Below are 19,186 nucleotides of genomic sequence, written 5' to 3' on the forward strand. Positions count from 1 at the left end.
GTCCGATTTTCTTGGCGCGACCAGATGTCGTCCATTAAGATATTCATGTGTTGTCGAGCAAATTTTTTCAGATTGATTTTAGCGGCCGGCACCGCGGCCTCAACCGGTGCCTGCAGTGGCTAAACGTGACTGACCCGCAGCTGTCGGATCCCGTTTTGCGTTACGTGGTGCATCCGGCCGAGACGAGCAGCTGCACTAGCCGGGATTATTTATGTTACAGGGGGCCTTACCAAGGGCCAGGAAAGCAGGAATGGGTTGGGTACGCTAATGGTCGCCGCCACGGCAATCAGCGGTTTGCGGTCCGTAAATCCCTACGCCGGTGGCAAAGCAATCTAATTTGAAGGGAAAGTCTCGTTGTGTCCCTTATCTAGCGCGCAGGAGTCATTATTGGACCGTTGCTTAACCGAAGCGTTATCTGGCGGTTTCGGGATGGATGTCAGTGGGAGGTCGCCCATAGCCAACTTCCACATTGCAGCGTGGCTCGCCTTGGCTGTCGCGCTGGTCATCGGTGTCGGGTTATGTGATCCTGCCAGTAGTCCGCGCAGCAGGTCACCGACGAGGAGGTCGGCCACCTCACGCTATTCATTCCATCTCTTGCTGCTCCATACTCTTGCTGCGCTACGCCTAGTCTAGTGGTGGTTGGGCAGTGCAGTGATCCTTTTTAGTTTTAGCCTGCAGGCTGCAGCCCGGGCGTTGGATTCGGTGGTGTTAGTTGCAGTCGTTGCAAGCCACGGTATTGCTGTTCACACTACCGATCGGTGGTGTGGCTGAATCATCATCGTTTGACCGCCTAAGAGTAGCTGTGGGCGGTGTTTCGTCGAGTCGGTAGCGGGTTTAATCGTCATGGCAGGTATCCTGCTGATTGGTCGGGTATGTGCTCTCTTGTCGATGTGGGCCGGGGTTGCTATGGCGATCGTTTCGGCGTTGTTGTTACTGTGCGTAGTGGGAGCCCGGGTCTGCTCGGGTGCGGTATCCGCGGTGCTGTTCTGCTGGCAGCAGTGGCCTGGCTGGTCGTGTTCACGGTGTTGAACCAAAGCAGTGGTGACGGAGTTCAGCAAGGGTTGCTTGACCCTGATGCGTTACCCCCGAGTTGTATACTTGGCTCTTGGTCTTGCCGATCGCCTGATATTTCAACAGTCGCCGTTGTGTGCGTGCTGACCACCTCCTTACCGACAATAACGTTGGTCAGGCCGGGTTATTGCTTAGGTGCTGGGGGCACTGTGCTGGGTGAGGCTCTGCTACACCCATCGGGTGGTGGTGTCCGTGCTAGCCGGTTGCGGTGGTTGTCGTGACTGTAACCCTGGCCTGCGACGAAGCCGTCATAATCGAGGCCGGAAACCAGCGGAATGGGGCCGCCGGCCAGCTCGCCGTCTCCTAGGAGCCCGATCGGACGCTGACTCATCATGGCCTGACTGGGTGACTAGCAAATCGATTCCGACTGTCTCACGGTTGGTACGACGACTTCGCTGAATACGGTACTGTGTCGGAAAATGTCGTGTTACTCGGATTTTTCGATGTTCTGGGGTCGGACGGGGAAGGAGCCCTGTAGCAAAGGGGAAATACCGGCGTTGCTCGCTCTGGTATCGGACATCGGTGATGTGGTCCGTCAGCAGTCCGCATAGGAGATTACCGACAAACAGATTGGTCACCTTGAGCTGTTCCGCTTGTCAGTGCGCGAAGGCCGGTAGGTAGCAGGGCGATCGGCAATTAAGCGTTGCAGGCAGCAACACTAGCGCTGGGGTTGGTGATGCTGGTGACGGGCGCTGCAGTTGACCGTACTGCTGTTTGCGTTGCTGATCTGCGCCCGTCTGACCCGATGCCCGATAATTCGCTGTGAGTGGACCTGGGTGGTGCTGCTGGCCGTCGTCGCTGGCAGGGATGATTTTTCACCGTCGTCATTCTGGGCCGGTTTGCTGACCGCATCGTTGCCGACAGCGGTCGTGGTTCAATCGTTGGTTGGGATCGATGCTGGGCATTGTCGTGCTCGGTGAGACGCTCGACACTCGACGTCTGTGCTTGTTGCGGGAGTTTTGCTGGTGATCATCGCGACCGTGTCGTTGGCCCATGGCTAGGTCGAATCCATATCGAAGTAAGATGGGGAAGAAACTCTCCAGAAAAACGTCGGGGGGAGGGTGACCTTGGGGGACGAAGGGTTAAAGTCACCGACCTGCGTGGCGCACTCGAGTTTCGGTTTGGGCTAAGACCCCGTTTGGTGCACAGCAGATCAGTCTGCCTCGTTTGTTGCGTTCGAAACCGCAGTACCAACGGCGTCGATGCATTGCATCGCTGAGACGTTAGTTTGGTGGTGTGCTGAGCGCTATCGCGATCGTTCCGTCCGCCCCGGTACTTGTTCCCGAGCTCACTGGAGCGGCAGCTGCCGAAGTGGCCGACCTAAGGTCCGCGGTGCTGGCGGTGGCCGCCTGCTTGCCCCCGTGTTGGATTGTTGTCGGAACGGGTCGCGCAGACGACGTCGTGGGTCCCGGGGGCTGCCTGGGCACTTTCGCGGGCTTTGGTGCCGACGTGCGGGTTCGGCTGTCACCGCAGGTCGGTGGCGAGGCTGAGCTGCTGGTTGACTTCCCGGTGTGTGCACTGATCGCCGCCTGGGTGCGGGGCCAGTCCCAGCTGGACGCCAGTGCGCAGGTGCGGGTGTATTGTGGTGACCACGATCCCGACATGGCGTTGGCCTGCGGCAGGCAATTGCGCGTCGAGATTGAGCAGGCACCCGATCCGATCGGAGTATTGGTCGTCGCTGACGGCGCTACCACCTTGACGTCGAGTTCCCCCGGTGGCTATGACCCTAGTGCCGCCGATGCCGAGCTAGTCCTCGATGACGCCCTGGCAAGCGGCGACGTCGCGGCTTTGACCCGGCTGTCTTGTCAGATCTCGGGGCGAGTGGCATTCCAGGTGTTGGCCGGTTTGGTCGAGCCAGGGCCTAGATTGGCGAAGGAGTTATACCGGGGAGCACCCTACGGTGTGGGATATTTCGTTGGTGTCTGGCAGCCATGAGGCCACTTGCGATTGTCGGTCCGACGGGTGTTGGCAAGTCGGAACTGGCCCTCGACGTCATCGAGCGACTTGGCGGCCAGGTTAGCGTGGAGATCGTCAATGCTGATGCGATGCAGCTCTATCGCGGTATGGACATTGGCACAGCGAAGTTGCCCGTCGCGGCACGTCGAGGGATCCCGCACCATCAACTTGACGTCCTGGACGTCACCGAGACTGCGACGGTTGCCAGCTATCAGCGGACTGCTGCCGCCGATATCGAGGCGATCGCGGCACGTGGAGCGGTGCCGGTCGTGGTGGGTGGTTCGATGCTCTATGTCCAGTCGCTGCTCGACGACTGGTCGTTTCCGGGGACCGATCCGGCCGTGCGCGTGAGGTGGGAGCAGCAACTTGCCGAGGTCGGAGTGGTTAGGCTGCACGCGGAACTGGCCCGTCGTGACCTGGCAGCAGCTGCGGCAATCCTGCCTACCGATGGCCGGCGCACTGTGCGGGCACTTGAGGTGGTCGAACTCACTGGAAAGCCCTTCGCCGCGTCCGCGCCGCGCATCGGTGCTCCTCGGTGGGACACTGTGATCGTCGGGTTAGATTGTGACAGAACGATTCTCAGTGAGAGATTGGCGCGGCGCATTGACTCGATGTTCGGGCAAGGTCTGGTAGATGAGGTACGCATGCTGTTACGCTGGGGCCTGCGCGACGGGGTCACTGCCTCACGTGCGCTGGGATACGCTCAAGTGCTCACGGCACTTGACGCTGGAGGGGATGCCGACCATTTGGATGAGGCGCGTCAGCAGACATACTTGGGTCATCGACGCTATGCGCGACGGCAGCGGTCGTGGTTTCATCGAGATCACCGAGTGCACTGGCTCGACGTGGGTACAGTCGATCGCGTTGGGGTCGTCGACGACGCTTTACGGGTGTGGCGTAACGCATCCTGATCTAGGTTATCCGTTTATCCGTGCCGGCGACGATGCAGAGCGCAGCGATGAGGTGGAGCGGCGTACATGATCTTCGCCAAGGGGCACGGCACCCAAAATGACTTTGTGGTGTTGCCTGATGTCGAGGCTGATGTGACGTTCACCGCTGCCCAGGTCGCTGCATTGTGCAACCGGCGCCAAGGACTGGGCGCTGACGGGGTGCTCCGGGTGACTACCGCGGGCGCAGCAGTGACGGCCGGTGTGCTCGAGCACCTGCCTGACGGTGTCAGCTGCTCCGACTGGTACATGGATTACCGCAACGCCGACGGGTCGGTGGCGCAGATGTGTGGCAACGGTGTGCGGGTGTTCGCGCATTACCTGCGCGCCAGCGGCTTGGAGTCTTGCGATGAGTTCGTCGTTGGCTCATTGGCTGGCCCGCGACTGGTTAACGTGCACCATGTCGACGAGCTCAACGCCGACGTCACAGTCGACATGGGCAAGGCAAACTTGCTGGGCAGTGGGGGGCCGGCCTTTGCGGTTACTGTCGGCGGGAGGCGATTTTCCGGCGTAGCGGTAGACGTGGGTAACCCACACCTGGCGTGCATGGATCCGCAGCTGAGTTTGGAAGAGCTCGCAGCTCTAGACTTGGGTGCGCCGGTCCACCTCGACCGTGTGCAGTTTCCAGACGGGGTCAATATCGAAGTGCTCACCGCACCGGTCGACGGAATGGTCCAGATGCGAGTCCACGAGCGCGGGGTGGGTGAAACTCGGTCATGCGGTACCGGAACTGTCGCGGCCGCGGTCGCTGCGCTGGCAAGTGCTGGCGCCGACACCGGGACGCTTACTGTGAGGGTGCCGGGTGGCGACGTTGTCATAACTATCACTGACGTGACCAGCTACTTGCGTGGACCATCGGTGTTAGTGGCGCACGGCGAGCTCGCGGACGCCTGGTGGTACTCGTTGGCGCGCAGCTGTTAAATGTTGCGGGAATTTATTCGGATGCGCGCCCAGCTACGAAGTGCCACCATCGGATACTGGCTATGAAATATCCAGATTCGTCCGATAGGGGCTCTGCAGACTTTCCGGATCTCTGGGACTCGTCAGACTCGGTGCCTAGCACCGGTGAGCTTGCCCTTCATGACCGATTGGCGCTGCGCCGGATTGCCGGGCTGTCCACCGAACTCGCTGATGTTTCCGAGGTCGAGTACCGCCAACTGCGGCTGGAACGGGTGGTGTTGGTTGGTGTGTGGACCGAGGGCAGCGCGGCCGACAATCAGGCCAGCATGGCCGAACTTGCGACCCTGGCCGAAACCGCCGGTTCGCAGGTTCTCGAAGGTCTCATCCAACGTCGCGATCGGCCCGATCCGTCGACCTACATCGGTTCTGGCAAGGCGGCTGAATTGCGTGAGGTGGTGCTGGCCACCGGCGCCGACACCGTCATCTGCGACGGTGAACTGTCCCCTGCGCAGTTGACCGCGCTGGAGAAGGCGGTCAAGGTGAAGGTCATCGACCGCACCGCGCTGATCCTTGACATTTTTGCTCAGCACGCGACCAGCCGGGAAGGCAAAGCCCAGGTGTTGTTGGCTCAGATGGCTTATATGCTACCGCGGCTACGCGGCTGGGGTGAGTCGATGTCACGTCAGGTTGGTGGTCGAGCCGGTGGCAGTGGCGGAGGAGTGGGCTTGCGAGGTCCCGGTGAGACCAAAATTGAGACCGACCGACGTAGAATCCGGGAACGGATGGCCAAGCTGCGTCGGGATATCGGCGCTATGAAGCAGGCCCGCGACACCCAGCGCAGCCGCCGGTTGCACAGCGACATTCCGTCGATCGCTATCGTCGGCTATACCAATGCCGGCAAGTCCAGTGTGCTGAATGCGCTGACCGGGGCGTGGGTGCTAGTGCAGGACGCGTTGTTCGTCACCCTAGAACCCACCACCCGGCACGCAGAATTCGATAACGGTCAGCCGTTCGTGTTCACCGACACCGTGGGGTTCGTTCGCCATCTGCCTACTCAGCTGGTCGAAGCATTCCGTTCCACACTGGAGGAGGTCGTTGACGCCGACCTGTTATTGCATGTCGTCGACGGCTCAGATGCCAACCCGTTGGCTCAGATCAATGCTGTCCGTCAGGTGATCTTTGAGGTTATTTCCGATCACCAGGACGGTGGCGTGGAGGTGCCGCATGAGCTGTTGGTGGTCAACAAGATCGACGCCGCAAGCGCTCTGATGTTGGCCAAGCTTCGTCACGGGTTGCCAGGCGCCGTGTTCATCTCCGCTCGCACCGGGGACGGTATCGACGTGTTGCGGCGACGGATAGCCGAGCTCGTTGTGGCCACCGACACCGCTGTAGACGTGGTGATCCCGTACGACCGTGGTGATCTGGTGGCTCGCCTGCACGCTAACGGGCGCGTTCAGCAGGCAGAGCACAATTCGAACGGCACCCGGATCAAGGCCCGGGTTCCCGTGGCGTTGGCCGCCTGCTTACAGGAGTTTTCGGCCGACCGATAGCTGTTGCCGGTCAGATGTCACCGGGTTCTTCATCCCCGCCGGTACGCGACGCATCGCTTGGTTAGCCAGTTGGTGGGTCGGGCGGCAAGTTGTTGACCAACCATCCGGTTTATGCACGTTGGGCTGCGAAGTTCCTGTTCGCTGGAGGGTCGTGTCATGAGTGGTGCCATTAAGTACTAGCGCACTTTTCCAGCCTGACTATGAATTGTTTCGTGAGTTCTACTGCGGCTTCCTCGATCGCTACGTTGCGCCGTACTACGACGAATGGAGGAAGGTGAAGATCGTCGATCGAGGTGGTGTGGCTCGAGGCCGGCAAACAGGACTTTCTCGGGGTGGCGGCGTCCGAGGAGTACGATAGAGGCGGTAACCCGGACTTTCTGTACAACACGATCATTACTGAGGAAACTAACGTCGAGGGGAGGGGTTACAGCGGCATCGTTTTCGGCTTACACAACGACATCGTGGCCTCGCACCTGCTGTGTCTGCCTGTTGAGGAGAAAAACAGTGCTGGTTGTCCAAGGTCTGCATCAGGGAACTGATCAGCGCGATGGCGATGACCGAATTGGGACCTGGCAGCTACTTGCAGGATATCAAGATTCGCGCAGTCAAACAGGGTGATCACTAAATACTCAATGGAGCAAAGACGTTCATCATCAACGGAATCAAGTCGATCTGGTGATCGTAATGGTGCAAAACAACTCGAATAAGGGCGTGCAGGTTCTTTCGCTTCTTGACAGCATGGAGCGCTTTGACCGCGGCCGCCATTTAAACAAAATCGGACCGCTCGCGTGGGACACCGCGGAGCGGTCGTTTACCAACGTCCACGTTTCGACGGAAAATCTGTTTGGTTAGGAGAGGGTGGGGTCCATCTAATCTACCTGATGCAGAATCTGCAGCAGGAACGGATTTCGATTGCAATCATGGCAGCTTGGCGATGAATAGGATGCTGGAACAGACATTGCAATACACCAAGGAGTACAAAGCTTTTTGGTAAGATAATTGGCAGCTTCCAGAACAGCCGATTCGTACTGGCCGGGTTGGCGACTGAGGCCATCGTGATGCGCACGATGGTTGACGAGTTCATCTTCATCCATCTGCACCTCGAGAAGGAGCTAACCGCGGAACAGGTCACAATGGTGAAGTTGTGTGCCAGTGAGAGAAGCAGCCACAACTGATCGACCGTTGCCTTCAGCTGCACGGCGGGTACGGCTACATGAGCGAATACCTAGTTTACCGTGCCTATTTCGATACCTTGGTTCAGGCGAAGTATGGAAGGACCATCGAGATCATGAAGGAGATTATCGACCGGAGCCTCCGTGTCTAGCGGACACCAATTTTAATTTCAGCTAGTTTCAATCTTCCGTTGCTACTGATCATGAAATAAATTGTTACGCAATTCTTCTTGTCGCTAGTCCCGACTTCCTTAGATAGTTGGAACATGGACCAAATAATTTCTATGTTGGCCAGTATAGATGTGGGATGGCCAGACTTGGGTTGTGTTATTGTGTGGTTCGGCGATTTGGGCGAGTTTGCTCAAGCGAACCGGGTTTGATGCACGCTATCGTTACGTGTGATCACGTGTGTTTTCCGGCCCGGAGTTGATCGTAGTACCGGGTTCGGATCCAATGGGCGGCCGTTGGCTCAAGCGGGCTGTGTTGGTACCAACTGACCTATGCGGAGATGGTATCTGCCAGGTCGGCCAGGGTTTGGATTGGTACGCTACGAAATGGGTTGTCATGGAGTATGCACTCGGTCTTGTAGAGCTCTAGCGTGGTTTCGCGCAGCGCGTTGTCGTAGACGTTACCGACGGTACCTAGCGACGGGATCGAACCGGCCGATATCAGTGGATCGGCGAAATTGTTGCAAAGTAATTGGCTTATTTTATCCTATCGGTTAATTGCATTGTTGAACGGGTGGCCCTGCCGGGCAGGGTAGGTGGTTGCATGGTGCAGCGCACGCTCCACGAACGCGGTGTTTTTGGTCCGCAAGCATTCCCAGTCGGGGATCAAACCCGGTGTAGACGTCGATGGCGAATGCGGTATATTCTCACCCATCGATGGTCATCGGCACGAAGGTGTGATCGCTGGCTTTCCAGCGACCACATTCCCAGCCAAAGTACCCATAACTACTTATAAGAACTCTGCTGCATCGTCAACACACTGCTTGCCCACCTTTTGGCTACCAAAATGTAGCAGCGGTTCTGGAAGGCGTGGATTCTTAGTTTGCAACCGCCGCATCCTCCCAACAGCCGGCACAGCAAGACAACCATCGATCAGAAGACTTATCGTCGCCGACGTCATATACCGAACTGGGCTATCGTGGGTTAGCACCTGTGTCCTTTGGCGTCACCGTTATCGTGTAGGCCAAGGTTTTGGAGTTCTTCAGTGTTCACCTGGTGGCCCACTCTCCGATCTTTTTTTGGGGGGGTTAGTGATTGAGTGTGGGCACAGAATCAAAGAACTTGGTGACGGGTATTCGTCTGTCAGATGAGTCAAGTGATGTGGTGATGAAGTTAGGTGCTATCACTTTCGTAAGCACCAAGATGGTGGAGCTTGCTGACTGTGTTTCGACAGTCGATATCCGTGAAGGTCACAGTGACCACCAAGGCTCCCCGTCGAGAGCCTGCCAGCTTTGTTAGCGAGATTTTTAATTCCCGTGGGCAACTGTACCAAATTAATACAGATGGGGGTGCGGATGTCGGCAAGGCAGATCGGCCAGGGTGTGATGGCTGCCGCAAAGACTTATGAGGACCCTGATAAGGGTTTTCAAGAATCTGATCATTGAGGGCTTTGAAGAAACTGACAATGACCGCAATCCATCTTAGCTATGGCTGCCACGGATTGCTACCGGCGAATAGATCTGCCAGCGATATGCATTATTAGATTTTAGGAGAAAAATAACAAGGTATTTAACTTCCAAACAATACGGTCTGACATTAACGTTAAATTTCGTAGTCCGGGTTTGGGCCCGCTACGTTCCGCTCAAGCGGCATGGCATAGTCTTCCGGAAGACTATGCCAGTTGACGGAGGAATGGGAAGCCAAAGTCATCATAGTGAATGAGTTTTTGCGCGGTGATGCGGCATGTCCGATTTCAGACTTGGCAAACCGGATACAGGCGCTGGCTAGTGGAACACGTCGCAGTTGCCACTAGGGTCGCCGATTACCTTGTTGAAGTGGCGGCCCCACGACAAGGCGGTCAACTTGATCTTGATGGTGTCGGTGGTGCTGGCGAACTGCCTGAGGGACACAGCGAGTAAGAAAGCCGACCTACTCGGGGCTTTTCACTGCCGAGATTGCGTGTGAGGAAGTTGCCGACCAAGAGATGTGGGCCCGCAACGCGGACGTGATGACGAAATAGAAGGACGACATACAGGCTTGAGGTCTTCAAGGGAATGGGGGAGAAAACGCCGACTGTGCCGGTGCTGCTGGAGCACTCGCATGCGGCACTGAGTTCGTCGTGGGACGTCGACCAGTTCATTCTGCCTGTGCCAACCGACACCGAATTTGTCGCAGGTCATTGCCAGCGGTTCCACAATGACCACAACATATCTGTACTTTATCACGACCACCCAGACGACCGTGGAAGGCGAGTTTGAACTACTAGTTCGGGGATTCGACGTGCATGGCGCGATTAGCCGCGTTCAAGCGGTGTTGTTGGAGGCCACGCATCAGGCCATCCTGGCAAGTGTGTGGTATACTGCTAACTTTCGCGACGGATAAGGTTCGGCACCATGCGAGCAGTTCGTCAGTGATTTGGACCGCAGCTTCCAGATGATTTATTGAGCAGGTCAATGCCCACGGCCAAAATGTGCAACGCGCCAGCTCCTTAATGGCTGACACTGATCGTTCTGTCAATTCCCTCCGGGGCCTACCCCTATAAACCGTCTGGTACGTAATTCTAGAGTGCATTGACGAGTTAGTAGAATGCTTCGCTGTGGTGGTAATGAGCGGTAGTGGTGTCAGTGGCCATGTAAATGTCACCACTGGTGGCCAAGAAAAGTCCCTACCTCGACACGGGTGATTGGCTAACTCGGTTTGGCAACTCTACTTCTCGTGGTCGGTGTGGCGTATCCGGTAGTACTCACCAGAAGTGACTAAGTAAGTTTTATAGTGGTGTAGTGTAGTAGGTGGTCGAGCATGCTGGTGGTGTGTTCGGGCAGGAACCGTCCCCAAATATGCCCGAAGGGCCGATGTGAGGCGATCGGCTATGAGTGACGGCTGTAACCGGTGGCTAACAAGCGAAAAAGTAGTTGGGTGCCGGTGCCATCGAGTAGGGCGAAGCTGATTTAATTGAGAGTCACGACGTCGGAGCGAAGCAGCGTGTCGATGATTTTTGTCTATGATGTTGTTGGCCAGCCCCGCGGTAGAGAGCTTCAATAAGGTTGACTACGGTGAAGTAGCGGACCGTGAACCCAGTTGACTTATATAGTGTATAGTGGCGTGTCCGCGGCTGATCAGTAGTTGACTCTTCCCTGTGCCGGTAGTGATGGTGACAAAGTGTAACAGTTGCGTGCGGCCCTGCCGCGTGAAGAGCGGGTTGTTGCAGAGATGCATCGGTTGTTTAAGCGATGGAACGGGGCGTTACTATCTAGTGGTGTCGCTGCCGGATGGGTTCACTAGGCACCATACGCGCGGATACGACAGATGTCTTTGGTGGCGGAGGGCGCGGTGTGGGTGTTGGTCGTGACCGATTTGAGGAAGCTGCACCGCCTGGCGCAGCGGCTTTTCGAGTCACGCGTTGCGTGACTATGTTGATAAAGGAATAAGTAGATTCACCTCGTTCCGGATCCTGCCCACGATCACAAGAGCGGTGAATCACTTGCGCGTATTGTAGTCATAGTGAGCCTATGCTAACTTTTGTTGCTTCTGTTCGATAACGCCGACTGGTATCAACTGCTGGACTTGTGCGCGATCACCGATACGCTAATCGTGGGCGGGGTTTATCATCTGGCTGATTTCAACAATAATCAACTGGTGCTGGGGCTTAAAAGGCACCATTTCTGAGGTCGAATTGCACCTGATCAAAGGCTGTCTTACTGCGGGGTTGAAACACAAGGCAGCCAAAGGCGAACCGTCTGGTTTCGGGGCCTCGACCAACACTTCCTCACCGCGGTAAGGCCCCTAACTTAAGCAGCATGTCCAGTTCAGACGCCAGGCGGATGTTGCTGATGGCAGCGGTACCCATTAGGAACTGCTCGGCTTCTTCGCCTGGACAGTAGGATTGTTTCTCTACAACATTATTTAGGTCTGGGTCCGACTTCGTGGGCGTCAGCCTGGGTCCGTCGTAGTGCCATTGACAATGGAGGGCTCCTCGAGGCTGCGCAGTTCATGCTCAGTCACGATCACCTTGGTGAAAGGTTCGAGGATCGTCCAGGGTGCCATGGTTGACCACGACCGCAACGGTAGTGTCCACCAGGCGCGTGGGCACTGATGTAGTGGAGCTTGGAACCGGCCCGGTTCAGGGTTCGTTGGCGGCGATGACGTCGATTCTGGATTCTAGGTGTGCAGTCCTAGATATGTATTTGGTGGGTTCGGTTAGGTCGAGCGCAGCCATTTAGTCGGGCACGTCGACCTCCCAGTAGCTTGAGGCTGTGTCGACGAAGATGATGTCGACGTCGGATTATAGAGTGGTCGGTGAGATGGCCAATACATACCGCATGGTGACATGGTTGGGTTGCCGAGGCCGGCCGCTCAGCAGCCGGGGACTGCGACCCCGAGCCCGATCATCGAACTATCATGGCTAACGTTAGTGTCGGCACATGCTTCTCATTTAGGGGAAAGTTGTGTGGAAGACGGGGCTGAGCAGCAAGCCGGTGACCACAACGTTGGTGAGCGCCCAGGTAACTCTGGAAATACCCACTTTAACTACGTTGTTTCTTTGTTCGGCATCCATAGGGCGGTAAAATCGAGCTCGATAATCCCAATATGGTGTGGCTTGCTGCGCTATCGGCTTCGACACCGGTATGGGACAGCACCATTTCGACATCGACTCGGTATCTGTTATTGTAATATTTTTGATTTAACTTCGCAAGTATCGTTTGCTGGAGCAAAGTTATCTGGGCTCCGCGATAATACGGGCTGTACTGGGTGAACCCGCTCGTTGGGCAGGGTACGGGCATGACCACAGGATCGGGCATGTCCTTTAGCTGGAAGACACTTAGTGAACGAGCAGAGAGGTCGAGTGAGCAAGCGGGTAAGGAGGGCGCTGGCCAACACGGCGACCACAGCGGTGGTTACTGTGTTGTTGGCGCCTGTTGTGACTGCATCTCCCACCGGTGACGCCGACGATGCTATTACGGCCGCGTGGCACAAGGCCGGTGGTGACAATTCGGTGCTTGGCGCCAAGAAGGGCGAGGTATATCCTCTTGGTGACGGTTTCGCACAGAACTTTGCGTCCGGTAAACTATTCTTCACTACGGCTACCGGCGCCAAGTTGCTATATGGGCCAGTACTAGGTAAATACGAGTCACTCGGCGGTCCGGTCAACAGCGATCTGGGATTCCCAATCATCGACGAAGTTCCCGGTCTAGCTGGACCCGACAGCCGAGTTAGTATATTCGCTGCCAGCGACAACCCGGTGATTTTTTGGACGCCCGACCACGGCGCGTTTGTTGTGCGTGGTGCGCTCAATGCGGCGTGGGACAAACTCGGCAGTTCAGCCGGCGTCCTCGGTGTCCCGGTCGCAGATGAAAGCTTCGACGGTGAGGTTATCTCCCAGAAGTTTAGTGGTGGCGCAGTCTTTTGGAACAAGAAAAGCAGCGAGTTCACCACCGAGCCAACGGCACTAGCCGAGCAGCTAACAGGATTGCTGGTAGCAACCGATCCCACCACGGCCATCAGCATGGCCTGGCGTGCGGCCGGCGGCGTTTCGGGTCCGCTAGGCCCCAAGCAGGGCGGGCAGCATCCCATCGGTGCTGACGGAATTATTCAGGACTTTGCTGGTGGCAAGGTATTTTTCAGCAAAGCCACCGGTGCTAATGCGGTCGAGAATGACATTCTGGCTAAGTATGAGTCTCTAGGCGGTCCGGTCGGCAGCGACTTGGGTTTCCCCGCCGCCAACGAGGGAGACGGGGGCATCGTTACCTCCAGCCGGATCGCCATTTTCTCCGCAGCCGATAAGCCGGTGATTTTTTGGACACCCGACCACGGCGCGTTTGTCGTGCGCGGAGCGATGAAGGCGGCGTGGGACAAACTCAAAGGTCCCAACGGCAAACTCGGCGTGCCGGTAGCAGACCAATCGGTGGATGGTAATGTGATCTCGCAGAGATTTATCGGTGGCAAGATCTCATGGAACCGCGCTAATAACACCTTCACTGCCGATCCGGCGAACTTAGCGTCGTTGTTGTCTGGTCTGCAGGTGTCCGAGCAGAGCCAACCGAGTGAGTTGGCGATGCTATTCCACGCCAAGAAATCCACCGGGCATTGGTGGTGGTTGGTGGCTGCGGTTGCTGTGCTGTTAGTGATCGTGATGTTCGTCTTGCTAGCACTCGGGTGGCGTCGGCGTCGCACCGCTCACGATATCGTTGCTGACTCCCATGACCACGATATGGACGTTGGCATGGACTTTGGCTACAAGGCCGCAGTTGATGGGCAGTGTACCTACGACGCCGAGTCTGGTACCGAGCATCCGGTGCGTGATGTCGAACGCGGACCGACGGTCAGTTGGTTGCGTGGAGCACAGGACGCTACCGGCCTGGCTCAGGATGCTAGGCTTGGCCCGGCGTTCGGCAGCGAATTGCCGTCCGAGTCCGAGGAGCCTTTAGGCCTTGAAGAGGATGATCCCGACGCGGTGGATACGGATTCTATGCCGGCTCTGTCTGATGCTGACTTTCCATATGCTGCTTTGTCGGATGCAGCACACTGGGATGCCGATGCTGCGGAGGTCGTCGCCACTGACAACAGTAGTGTCGCCACTGACAACAGTAGTTTGTTGGAAACTGCTGCTGACACTGAGGTAAGCACGGGTCGACACGCAGCCGTTGATATGGCAGATGCGATGGATGCGTCCTTCCCGGGCGTCACTGTGCCGAGGATGCTGTTCCGGCCAAGCCCGACTCTCCGGCCGACGATCCACCTGCCGTTGGATGACCCTTATCAGGTACCCGACGGTTATCCTATTAAAGCTAGTCCGCGCTTCGGTCTGTACTATACCCCGGCGAGCGAATTATACCATGACACGCTCGCTGAAGTCTGGCTAGCCAATGAAGAAATCGCCCAGGTCAACGGCTTTATTAAGGCCGACTGACGATGGTCCGGTCGACTACGCACAAGACTTTTCGGGGGTTATATCTTGCGGATTACTGTCACGACTTTGCCAAGCACCGTTGCATCGTTGCCGGGAATGGGATCGAACGCTGGATTGTGCGGTATCAGCCACACCTGACCGCCTGCGCGTTTGAACGTCTTCACGGTGGCCTCACCGTCAATCATGGCTGCGACGATATCGCCGTTGTCGGCGACTTTTTGTTGCCGTACGACCACCCAGTCACCGTCGCAGATCGCGGCTTCGACCATCGAGTCGCCGGTCACCTTGAGTAAAAAGAGCGTACCCTCGCCGACCAGTTCACGGGGCAGCGGAAAGATGTCCTCGACAGTTCCTTCGGCGAAGATCGGACTACCGGCCGCGATGCGTCCGAGGATCGGGACAAAGGTGGGCTCCGGTAAGACGTCTGAGCCAGCGACTTCGGTGAGTACAGCGGGGCCGGCTGCCTGAGTCTCTTCGACGCCGCGGACATTGACAGCTCGCGGGCGATTCGGGTCACGGCGCAAGTAGCCCTTGCGTTCAAGGGTGCGCAGCTGGTGAGCCACCGAGGATGTCGACGTCAGACCGACAGCATCGGCGATTTCCCGGATGCTGGGTGGGTATCCGCGGCTGGTTACCGAGGCCCGGATGACGTTCAGGATGGTGCGTTGCCGCTCGGTGAGCCCTGAATCCATAGAATGCAAGCGGCCGTCGACGGTGATGCCTGATATGTCGGTGCTGTCGCTCATGCCACTGAATGTAGTCCGATGTCAGTGGAGAATCAAACATGTGTTCGACAAATGTGTTGCGGGAGCGGGATCGTCCGCCAGCCTAGAAGACCGTATTGCGGCGGATAGGTATTGGATTCCCTGCCGCAGCTTGGGGCAAGTGGGCAAAGTCTAAATGTCGGTGGTCTGAGCTAGCGTGCATACACGCCCGACACGCTTCGATCGAATGTTCGTATATCGAACATATGATCGATTAATGTCGAACGCACGAGCGAGAAATTGTTGATCGGAGGAACGCACATGCTAGTCATCTACGCAGTACCGCCGCTTATCGGGAATGTCCGGCACCCGATGAGCCGACCGATTCTTGGACCTCGTTGTGGCAGCGGTGAGTCGGCTGGATCTCGCAGGCCGGCTCCGTCGCGGTCAGCGAGTGCGCCGATGCGCTACTCCGGCGCTAGTGTCGCGATGTTGGTCGCCCCACATCGTGGGCGTACCGTTTCACTCGCGAAAACGATCGGGCTGGCCTTGCTCGCCGGGATGATCACCTTGTGGCTCGGTTTAATGGCCGACGTCAGCCAGGTGATCGATGGCGACGCCACCGGTTTTGTCACTCACGTGCCAAACAGGCTAGCCGTGGTGCGGGTTGAAGCCGGAGAGTCGCTTCAGGACGTGGCTGCCCGGGTAGCACCCGACGCACCAGTTCGCCAAGTGAGCGAGCGCATTCGTGAACTTAACGTCCTGGACTCGTCGATGCTCGTCGCGGGCCAGACCCTGATCGCTCCGGTTGGCTGACGGCTTCTTGGTGTATTGCGGAAACCGCCCAAAGGCAAAGCTACCCGGTGTTTGTGGCGATGAACGCGCATGTGTGGCGGCAGTATTCGTTGGTTGGGGCAGTGACAGGTATTCTCGGAACGTCTGCGATACCTTGACATCAGCCCGGCAAAGGAGCGGTCATGCATTGCCCGTTCTGCAGGCATTCCGATTCCAGGGTGATTGATTCGCGAGAAACTGATGAAGGCCAAGCGATTCGACGCCGTCGGTCGTGCCCAGAGTGCGGGCGGCGGTTCACCACCGTAGAAACTGCTGTGGTGGCCGTCGTGAAGCGCAGCGGTGTTACGGAGCCCTTCAGCCGGGGGAAGGTCATTCGCGGCGTCCGTCGGGCTTGTCAGGGTCGCCAAGTAGATGACGACGCGCTGAACCTCTTGGCCCAGCAGGTGGAAGACACCGTTCGTGCTGCGGGGTTGCCAGAGGTCCCAAGTCACGAGGTTGGCCTGGCGATCCTTGGGCCGTTACGCGAACTCGACGAAGTGGCTTATTTGCGTTTCGCGTCGGTATACCGATCCTTTTCGTCGGCCGACGACTTCGAGCGCGAGATTGAGGCGCTTCGCGCACACCGCAGAGTATCCACTTCACGCTGACGGATTGCAGTGGATGGCTCGGTTCCCATTAGGCTGACTGCATGCCTTCCGATCTGTGCCCTGATCTTCAGGCACTGGCACCGCTGCTTGGTTCGTGGGTCGGTCGAGGCATGGGAAAGTACCCGACGATCCAGCCGTTCGAATACCTCGAGGAAGTTGTGTTTTCCCATCTGGATAGACCCTTCCTGACTTATACGCAGAAGACCAGGGCAATAACCGACGGGAAGCCGTTGCATGCTGAGACAGGCTACCTTCGTGTGCCGCAACCGGGTCACATCGAACTAGTTCTCGCCCATCACAGCGATATTGCGGAAATCGAAGTGGGTACATATTCGGTGACCGGCGATCTCATCGAAGTTGAGTTGGTCACAACAACGATCGGGTTGGTTCCGACCGCCAAACAGGTGACTGCGCTTGGTCGTTTTTTCCGCATCGATGGCGACGAATTTGCATATTCGGTGCAGATGGGCGCAGTGGGGCAACCCCTGCAGGATCACCTCGTCGCCGTGTTGCACCGAAAGCAATGAACTCTCGCTGGTCGGCTGGGTTCGCTGCGCCGGCCGCGATCAGTCCAGGCATATCACATCGTTTTTATGACTTGGCCTGCTACCTGAGCTCAGTCCTCGGGACTCCAAGGTGGTTGTGATCAGAGATCTCTTGCCCTGGGTGATTAGTCAGATCGTGGCTGAGGTAGTCGAGTCGATAATCTGCATCGCCACCGAGCCCGTCTTTTCGTTTTCCGGTACGCCTAGGTGGGCGGCAAACATTCGCGCACGCAGCTATCGGGCTTGACCGATCGCCCCAGGCCCACAGGTAGTGTGTAATGTCGTCGGGAAAATCGGCGGGGTTGGCGGAGCCAAGGGGACCGAGCGAGTCGAAGTTGTGGATGGTGAATTCGGGAGCTCATTCCGCACGTGCCCTGATCCTGGTACGGTGGCTTGGTGCACCGGTACTTTCGTTTCACCTGCGCGATGCTAGCCGGGATCTGCAGAGTGTTGATTGGCATACCGTTGGCACGCAGCTAACATGACCGACGCTCCGACTGCTTGGGTGACTGGCCAACTGGAGTTCGGTTCCGCAGTGTGGATGGACGTGTGCACGGTAGTCGAGTCGGCGGTGGGCAGGTCGACAAATATCGTTTCATTATAGCCCAATTGGGTGCCAGGTGTTCCCGATCCCCGGTTTGTACTTGCCTAACGTCAACTACATCGAGTGGATTCCTGGAATTTACATCTGCATCGGTGAAAACCCGCAATACCGTAATGTTCGATACCCACGGCTCGACTTTACGGTCCTGCACGACGAGCGTGCGGCTGGGTTGCTCAGGCAGCGCTGCGTTTGTCGGAAGCTATGGTGTTTAGCACCGCAACGTGGGTTTTGGCCGAGCTGGTCACGGTTCGCTTGCCGCCGCCGGTGCGGAGCAATTCACGCAGAGCGGCCTGATTCTATTCGGCAGGCTCGGTGGCGTCGAGGAAGCGCTGAACAACGTCGGTGAAATGGCGCGGGTTGTCGTTAAACGGGCAATGGCTAGCTCCTTCAAAGATCTTCAGTAGGGAACTAGGCATCGCGCTGTGTGTCATCCAAGCGTGACGGATTGGTACCATACACATCATGTGCACTCCAACTTAATTATCTGCATTGGGATGGCCTGGGTCAAATAATATCGATCAAGCATGGTTACGATCTAGCCGCGCCAATTGACCACTGCCTGCGTGGTGCGGCCGAACGCTGATGAGGCCGTCGGTTCTTGTAGATCAGCTAAAATCTGCAGCACATTTGGTAGCTCGCGACCCAAGCCGGTCGTTTGATCGCCATGCCCAACACCGGCTGGCTAGCTGCACCGCCGATAGCATCAGGGTAGCCGCAGAAATGCTAGAGTTTCGCTGCCCATCGGCAACAATGCACACCGGAAGACGAAGGGGACATCTTTGGTCGACGCCGTGGGTGGGGAGACCGGGATGAGCTTGTTGACCACCTGAGGTAATTGGTAGGCGAACTGCATCGGCCACACCGCTGCCGAGTGAATAGACCCACTAGGGTTGTTCGATTGATGCTAAGTACGCTAAACAGCCTACTCATCTTGTTTCTTGTTGGTGTATGCCACGACGGAGTAGTCGGAGCATGGCTTATCGGACTGGCAGTGGCCCAGATAGATTTTCGGCAATGACCGTGAACTGCTGGGCGAGCTTGGCGTGCACGGTAGTCCAGCGAGTGGAATTGTTGCTGATGCCGTGGATCAGCAGTATCGTCGGACTAGAACCGGCGATGCGGTAGGCTCGCTTGTAAACGTGGATCATGCGGAAACGCAACGGCAGTGTAGTGACTTTTCGCACCGTGCGAAGATTGCTTTTTCGCACGGTCATGTCGCCA

General features: G+C 57.3%; 12 protein-coding genes and 4 pseudogenes. 12 read left to right on the forward strand and 4 right to left on the reverse strand.

Going from position 1 to position 19,186, the window contains the following annotated elements; genetic code table 11:
• Positions 1-332: 332 nt before the first annotated feature.
• A complete protein-coding gene (locus ML_RS04960; RefSeq protein ID WP_156517081.1) occupies positions 333-572 on the reverse strand; it encodes a hypothetical protein in 240 nt (79 codons plus the stop codon).
• Positions 573-1,769: 1,197 nt separating this feature from the next.
• Here ML_RS04960 and ML_RS04965 point away from each other — a divergent pair.
• The 9 genes and pseudogenes from ML_RS04965 to ML_RS05005 all read left to right on the forward strand — a co-directional run bounded on the left by ML_RS04965 (position 1,770) and on the right by ML_RS05005 (position 14,670).
• Positions 1,770-1,991 (forward strand): hypothetical protein, encoded by a 222-nt coding sequence (locus ML_RS04965; protein ID WP_041322574.1) that lies wholly within the window; start codon positions 1,770-1,772, stop codon positions 1,989-1,991.
• Between the two features lie 316 nt (positions 1,992-2,307).
• The gene (locus ML_RS04970) at positions 2,308-3,006 is read left to right on the forward strand and encodes a class III extradiol dioxygenase subunit B-like domain-containing protein (protein ID WP_010908060.1); all 699 of its coding nucleotides are present in this window, start codon (positions 2,308-2,310) and stop codon (positions 3,004-3,006) included.
• A complete protein-coding gene (miaA, locus tag ML_RS04975) occupies positions 3,003-3,938 on the forward strand; it encodes a tRNA (adenosine(37)-N6)-dimethylallyltransferase MiaA (RefSeq protein ID WP_010908061.1) in 936 nt (311 codons plus the stop codon). Before ML_RS04970 ends, miaA begins: the two co-directional genes overlap by 4 nt.
• A gap of 66 nt (positions 3,939-4,004) precedes the next feature.
• Positions 4,005-4,895 carry a diaminopimelate epimerase gene (dapF, locus tag ML_RS04980; protein ID WP_010908062.1) on the forward strand — a complete coding sequence of 297 codons (891 nt, stop codon included), beginning with the start codon at positions 4,005-4,007 and terminating at the stop codon, positions 4,893-4,895.
• A gap of 62 nt (positions 4,896-4,957) precedes the next feature.
• A complete protein-coding gene (gene hflX, locus ML_RS04985) occupies positions 4,958-6,424 on the forward strand; it encodes a GTPase HflX (protein ID WP_010908063.1) in 1,467 nt (488 codons plus the stop codon).
• 156 nt (positions 6,425-6,580) lie between these two features.
• A pseudogene (locus tag ML_RS04990) lies at positions 6,581-7,748 on the forward strand (acyl-CoA dehydrogenase family protein).
• A gap of 2,256 nt (positions 7,749-10,004) precedes the next feature.
• Positions 10,005-10,305: pseudogene (locus tag ML_RS04995) on the forward strand (type VII secretion protein EsxI).
• A 980-nt stretch (positions 10,306-11,285) separates the two neighbouring features.
• Positions 11,286-11,429, forward strand: coding sequence for a hypothetical protein (locus ML_RS15535; RefSeq protein WP_156511867.1), 144 nt, complete (start codon positions 11,286-11,288; stop codon positions 11,427-11,429).
• 1,156 nt (positions 11,430-12,585) lie between these two features.
• Positions 12,586-14,670 (forward strand): LGFP repeat-containing protein, encoded by a 2,085-nt coding sequence (locus ML_RS05005; protein ID WP_231846744.1) that lies wholly within the window; start codon positions 12,586-12,588, stop codon positions 14,668-14,670.
• A 38-nt stretch (positions 14,671-14,708) separates the two neighbouring features.
• On the opposite strand, the gene lexA is transcribed toward ML_RS05005, so the two are convergent.
• Entirely contained in the window at positions 14,709-15,416 is a 708-nt protein-coding gene (gene lexA / locus ML_RS05010; RefSeq protein WP_010908066.1) for a transcriptional repressor LexA, read from the reverse strand.
• 279 nt (positions 15,417-15,695) lie between these two features.
• Between lexA and ML_RS05015 the strand changes: the two genes are divergently transcribed.
• The 3 genes from ML_RS05015 (at position 15,696) to ML_RS05025 (ending at position 17,343) form a co-directional block, all read left to right on the forward strand.
• Positions 15,696-16,190, forward strand: a complete 495-nt coding sequence (locus tag ML_RS05015) for a LysM peptidoglycan-binding domain-containing protein (RefSeq protein WP_010908067.1) — start codon at positions 15,696-15,698, stop codon at positions 16,188-16,190.
• Between the two features lie 161 nt (positions 16,191-16,351).
• Positions 16,352-16,816, forward strand: a complete 465-nt coding sequence (gene nrdR / locus ML_RS05020) for a transcriptional regulator NrdR (protein WP_010908068.1) — start codon at positions 16,352-16,354, stop codon at positions 16,814-16,816.
• 41 nt (positions 16,817-16,857) lie between these two features.
• Complete coding sequence (locus tag ML_RS05025) at positions 16,858-17,343, forward strand: peroxynitrite isomerase (RefSeq protein WP_010908069.1); 486 nt, start codon at positions 16,858-16,860, stop codon at positions 17,341-17,343.
• An 89-nt stretch (positions 17,344-17,432) separates the two neighbouring features.
• On the opposite strand, the pseudogene ML_RS18765 reads toward ML_RS05025, so the two are convergent.
• Positions 17,433-18,080: pseudogene (locus ML_RS18765) on the reverse strand (PhzF family phenazine biosynthesis protein).
• Positions 18,081-18,138: 58 nt separating this feature from the next.
• Positions 18,139-19,179: pseudogene (locus tag ML_RS05030) on the reverse strand (alpha/beta fold hydrolase).
• Positions 19,180-19,186: the final 7 nt, after the last annotated feature.

Origin of the sequence: Mycobacterium leprae TN, from assembly GCF_000195855.1 — a bacterium.
GTDB lineage: Bacteria > Actinomycetota > Actinomycetes > Mycobacteriales > Mycobacteriaceae > Mycobacterium > Mycobacterium leprae.

What these genes read in the sequence shown, in the direction of transcription:
- miaA (WP_010908061.1), top strand. Translation starts at nt 3,003, where the DNA reads ATGAGGCCACTTGCGATTGTCGGTCCGACGGGTGTTGGCAAGTCGGAA.
- dapF (WP_010908062.1), top strand. Translation starts at nt 4,005, where the DNA reads ATGATCTTCGCCAAGGGGCACGGCACCCAAAATGACTTTGTGGTGTTG.
- hflX (WP_010908063.1), top strand. Translation starts at nt 4,958, where the DNA reads ATGAAATATCCAGATTCGTCCGATAGGGGCTCTGCAGACTTTCCGGAT.
- lexA (WP_010908066.1), bottom strand. Translation starts at nt 15,416, where the DNA reads ATGAGCGACAGCACCGACATATCAGGCATCACCGTCGACGGCCGCTTG.
- ML_RS05015 (WP_010908067.1), top strand. Translation starts at nt 15,696, where the DNA reads ATGCTAGTCATCTACGCAGTACCGCCGCTTATCGGGAATGTCCGGCAC.
- nrdR (WP_010908068.1), top strand. Translation starts at nt 16,352, where the DNA reads ATGCATTGCCCGTTCTGCAGGCATTCCGATTCCAGGGTGATTGATTCG.
- ML_RS05025 (WP_010908069.1), top strand. Translation starts at nt 16,858, where the DNA reads ATGCCTTCCGATCTGTGCCCTGATCTTCAGGCACTGGCACCGCTGCTT.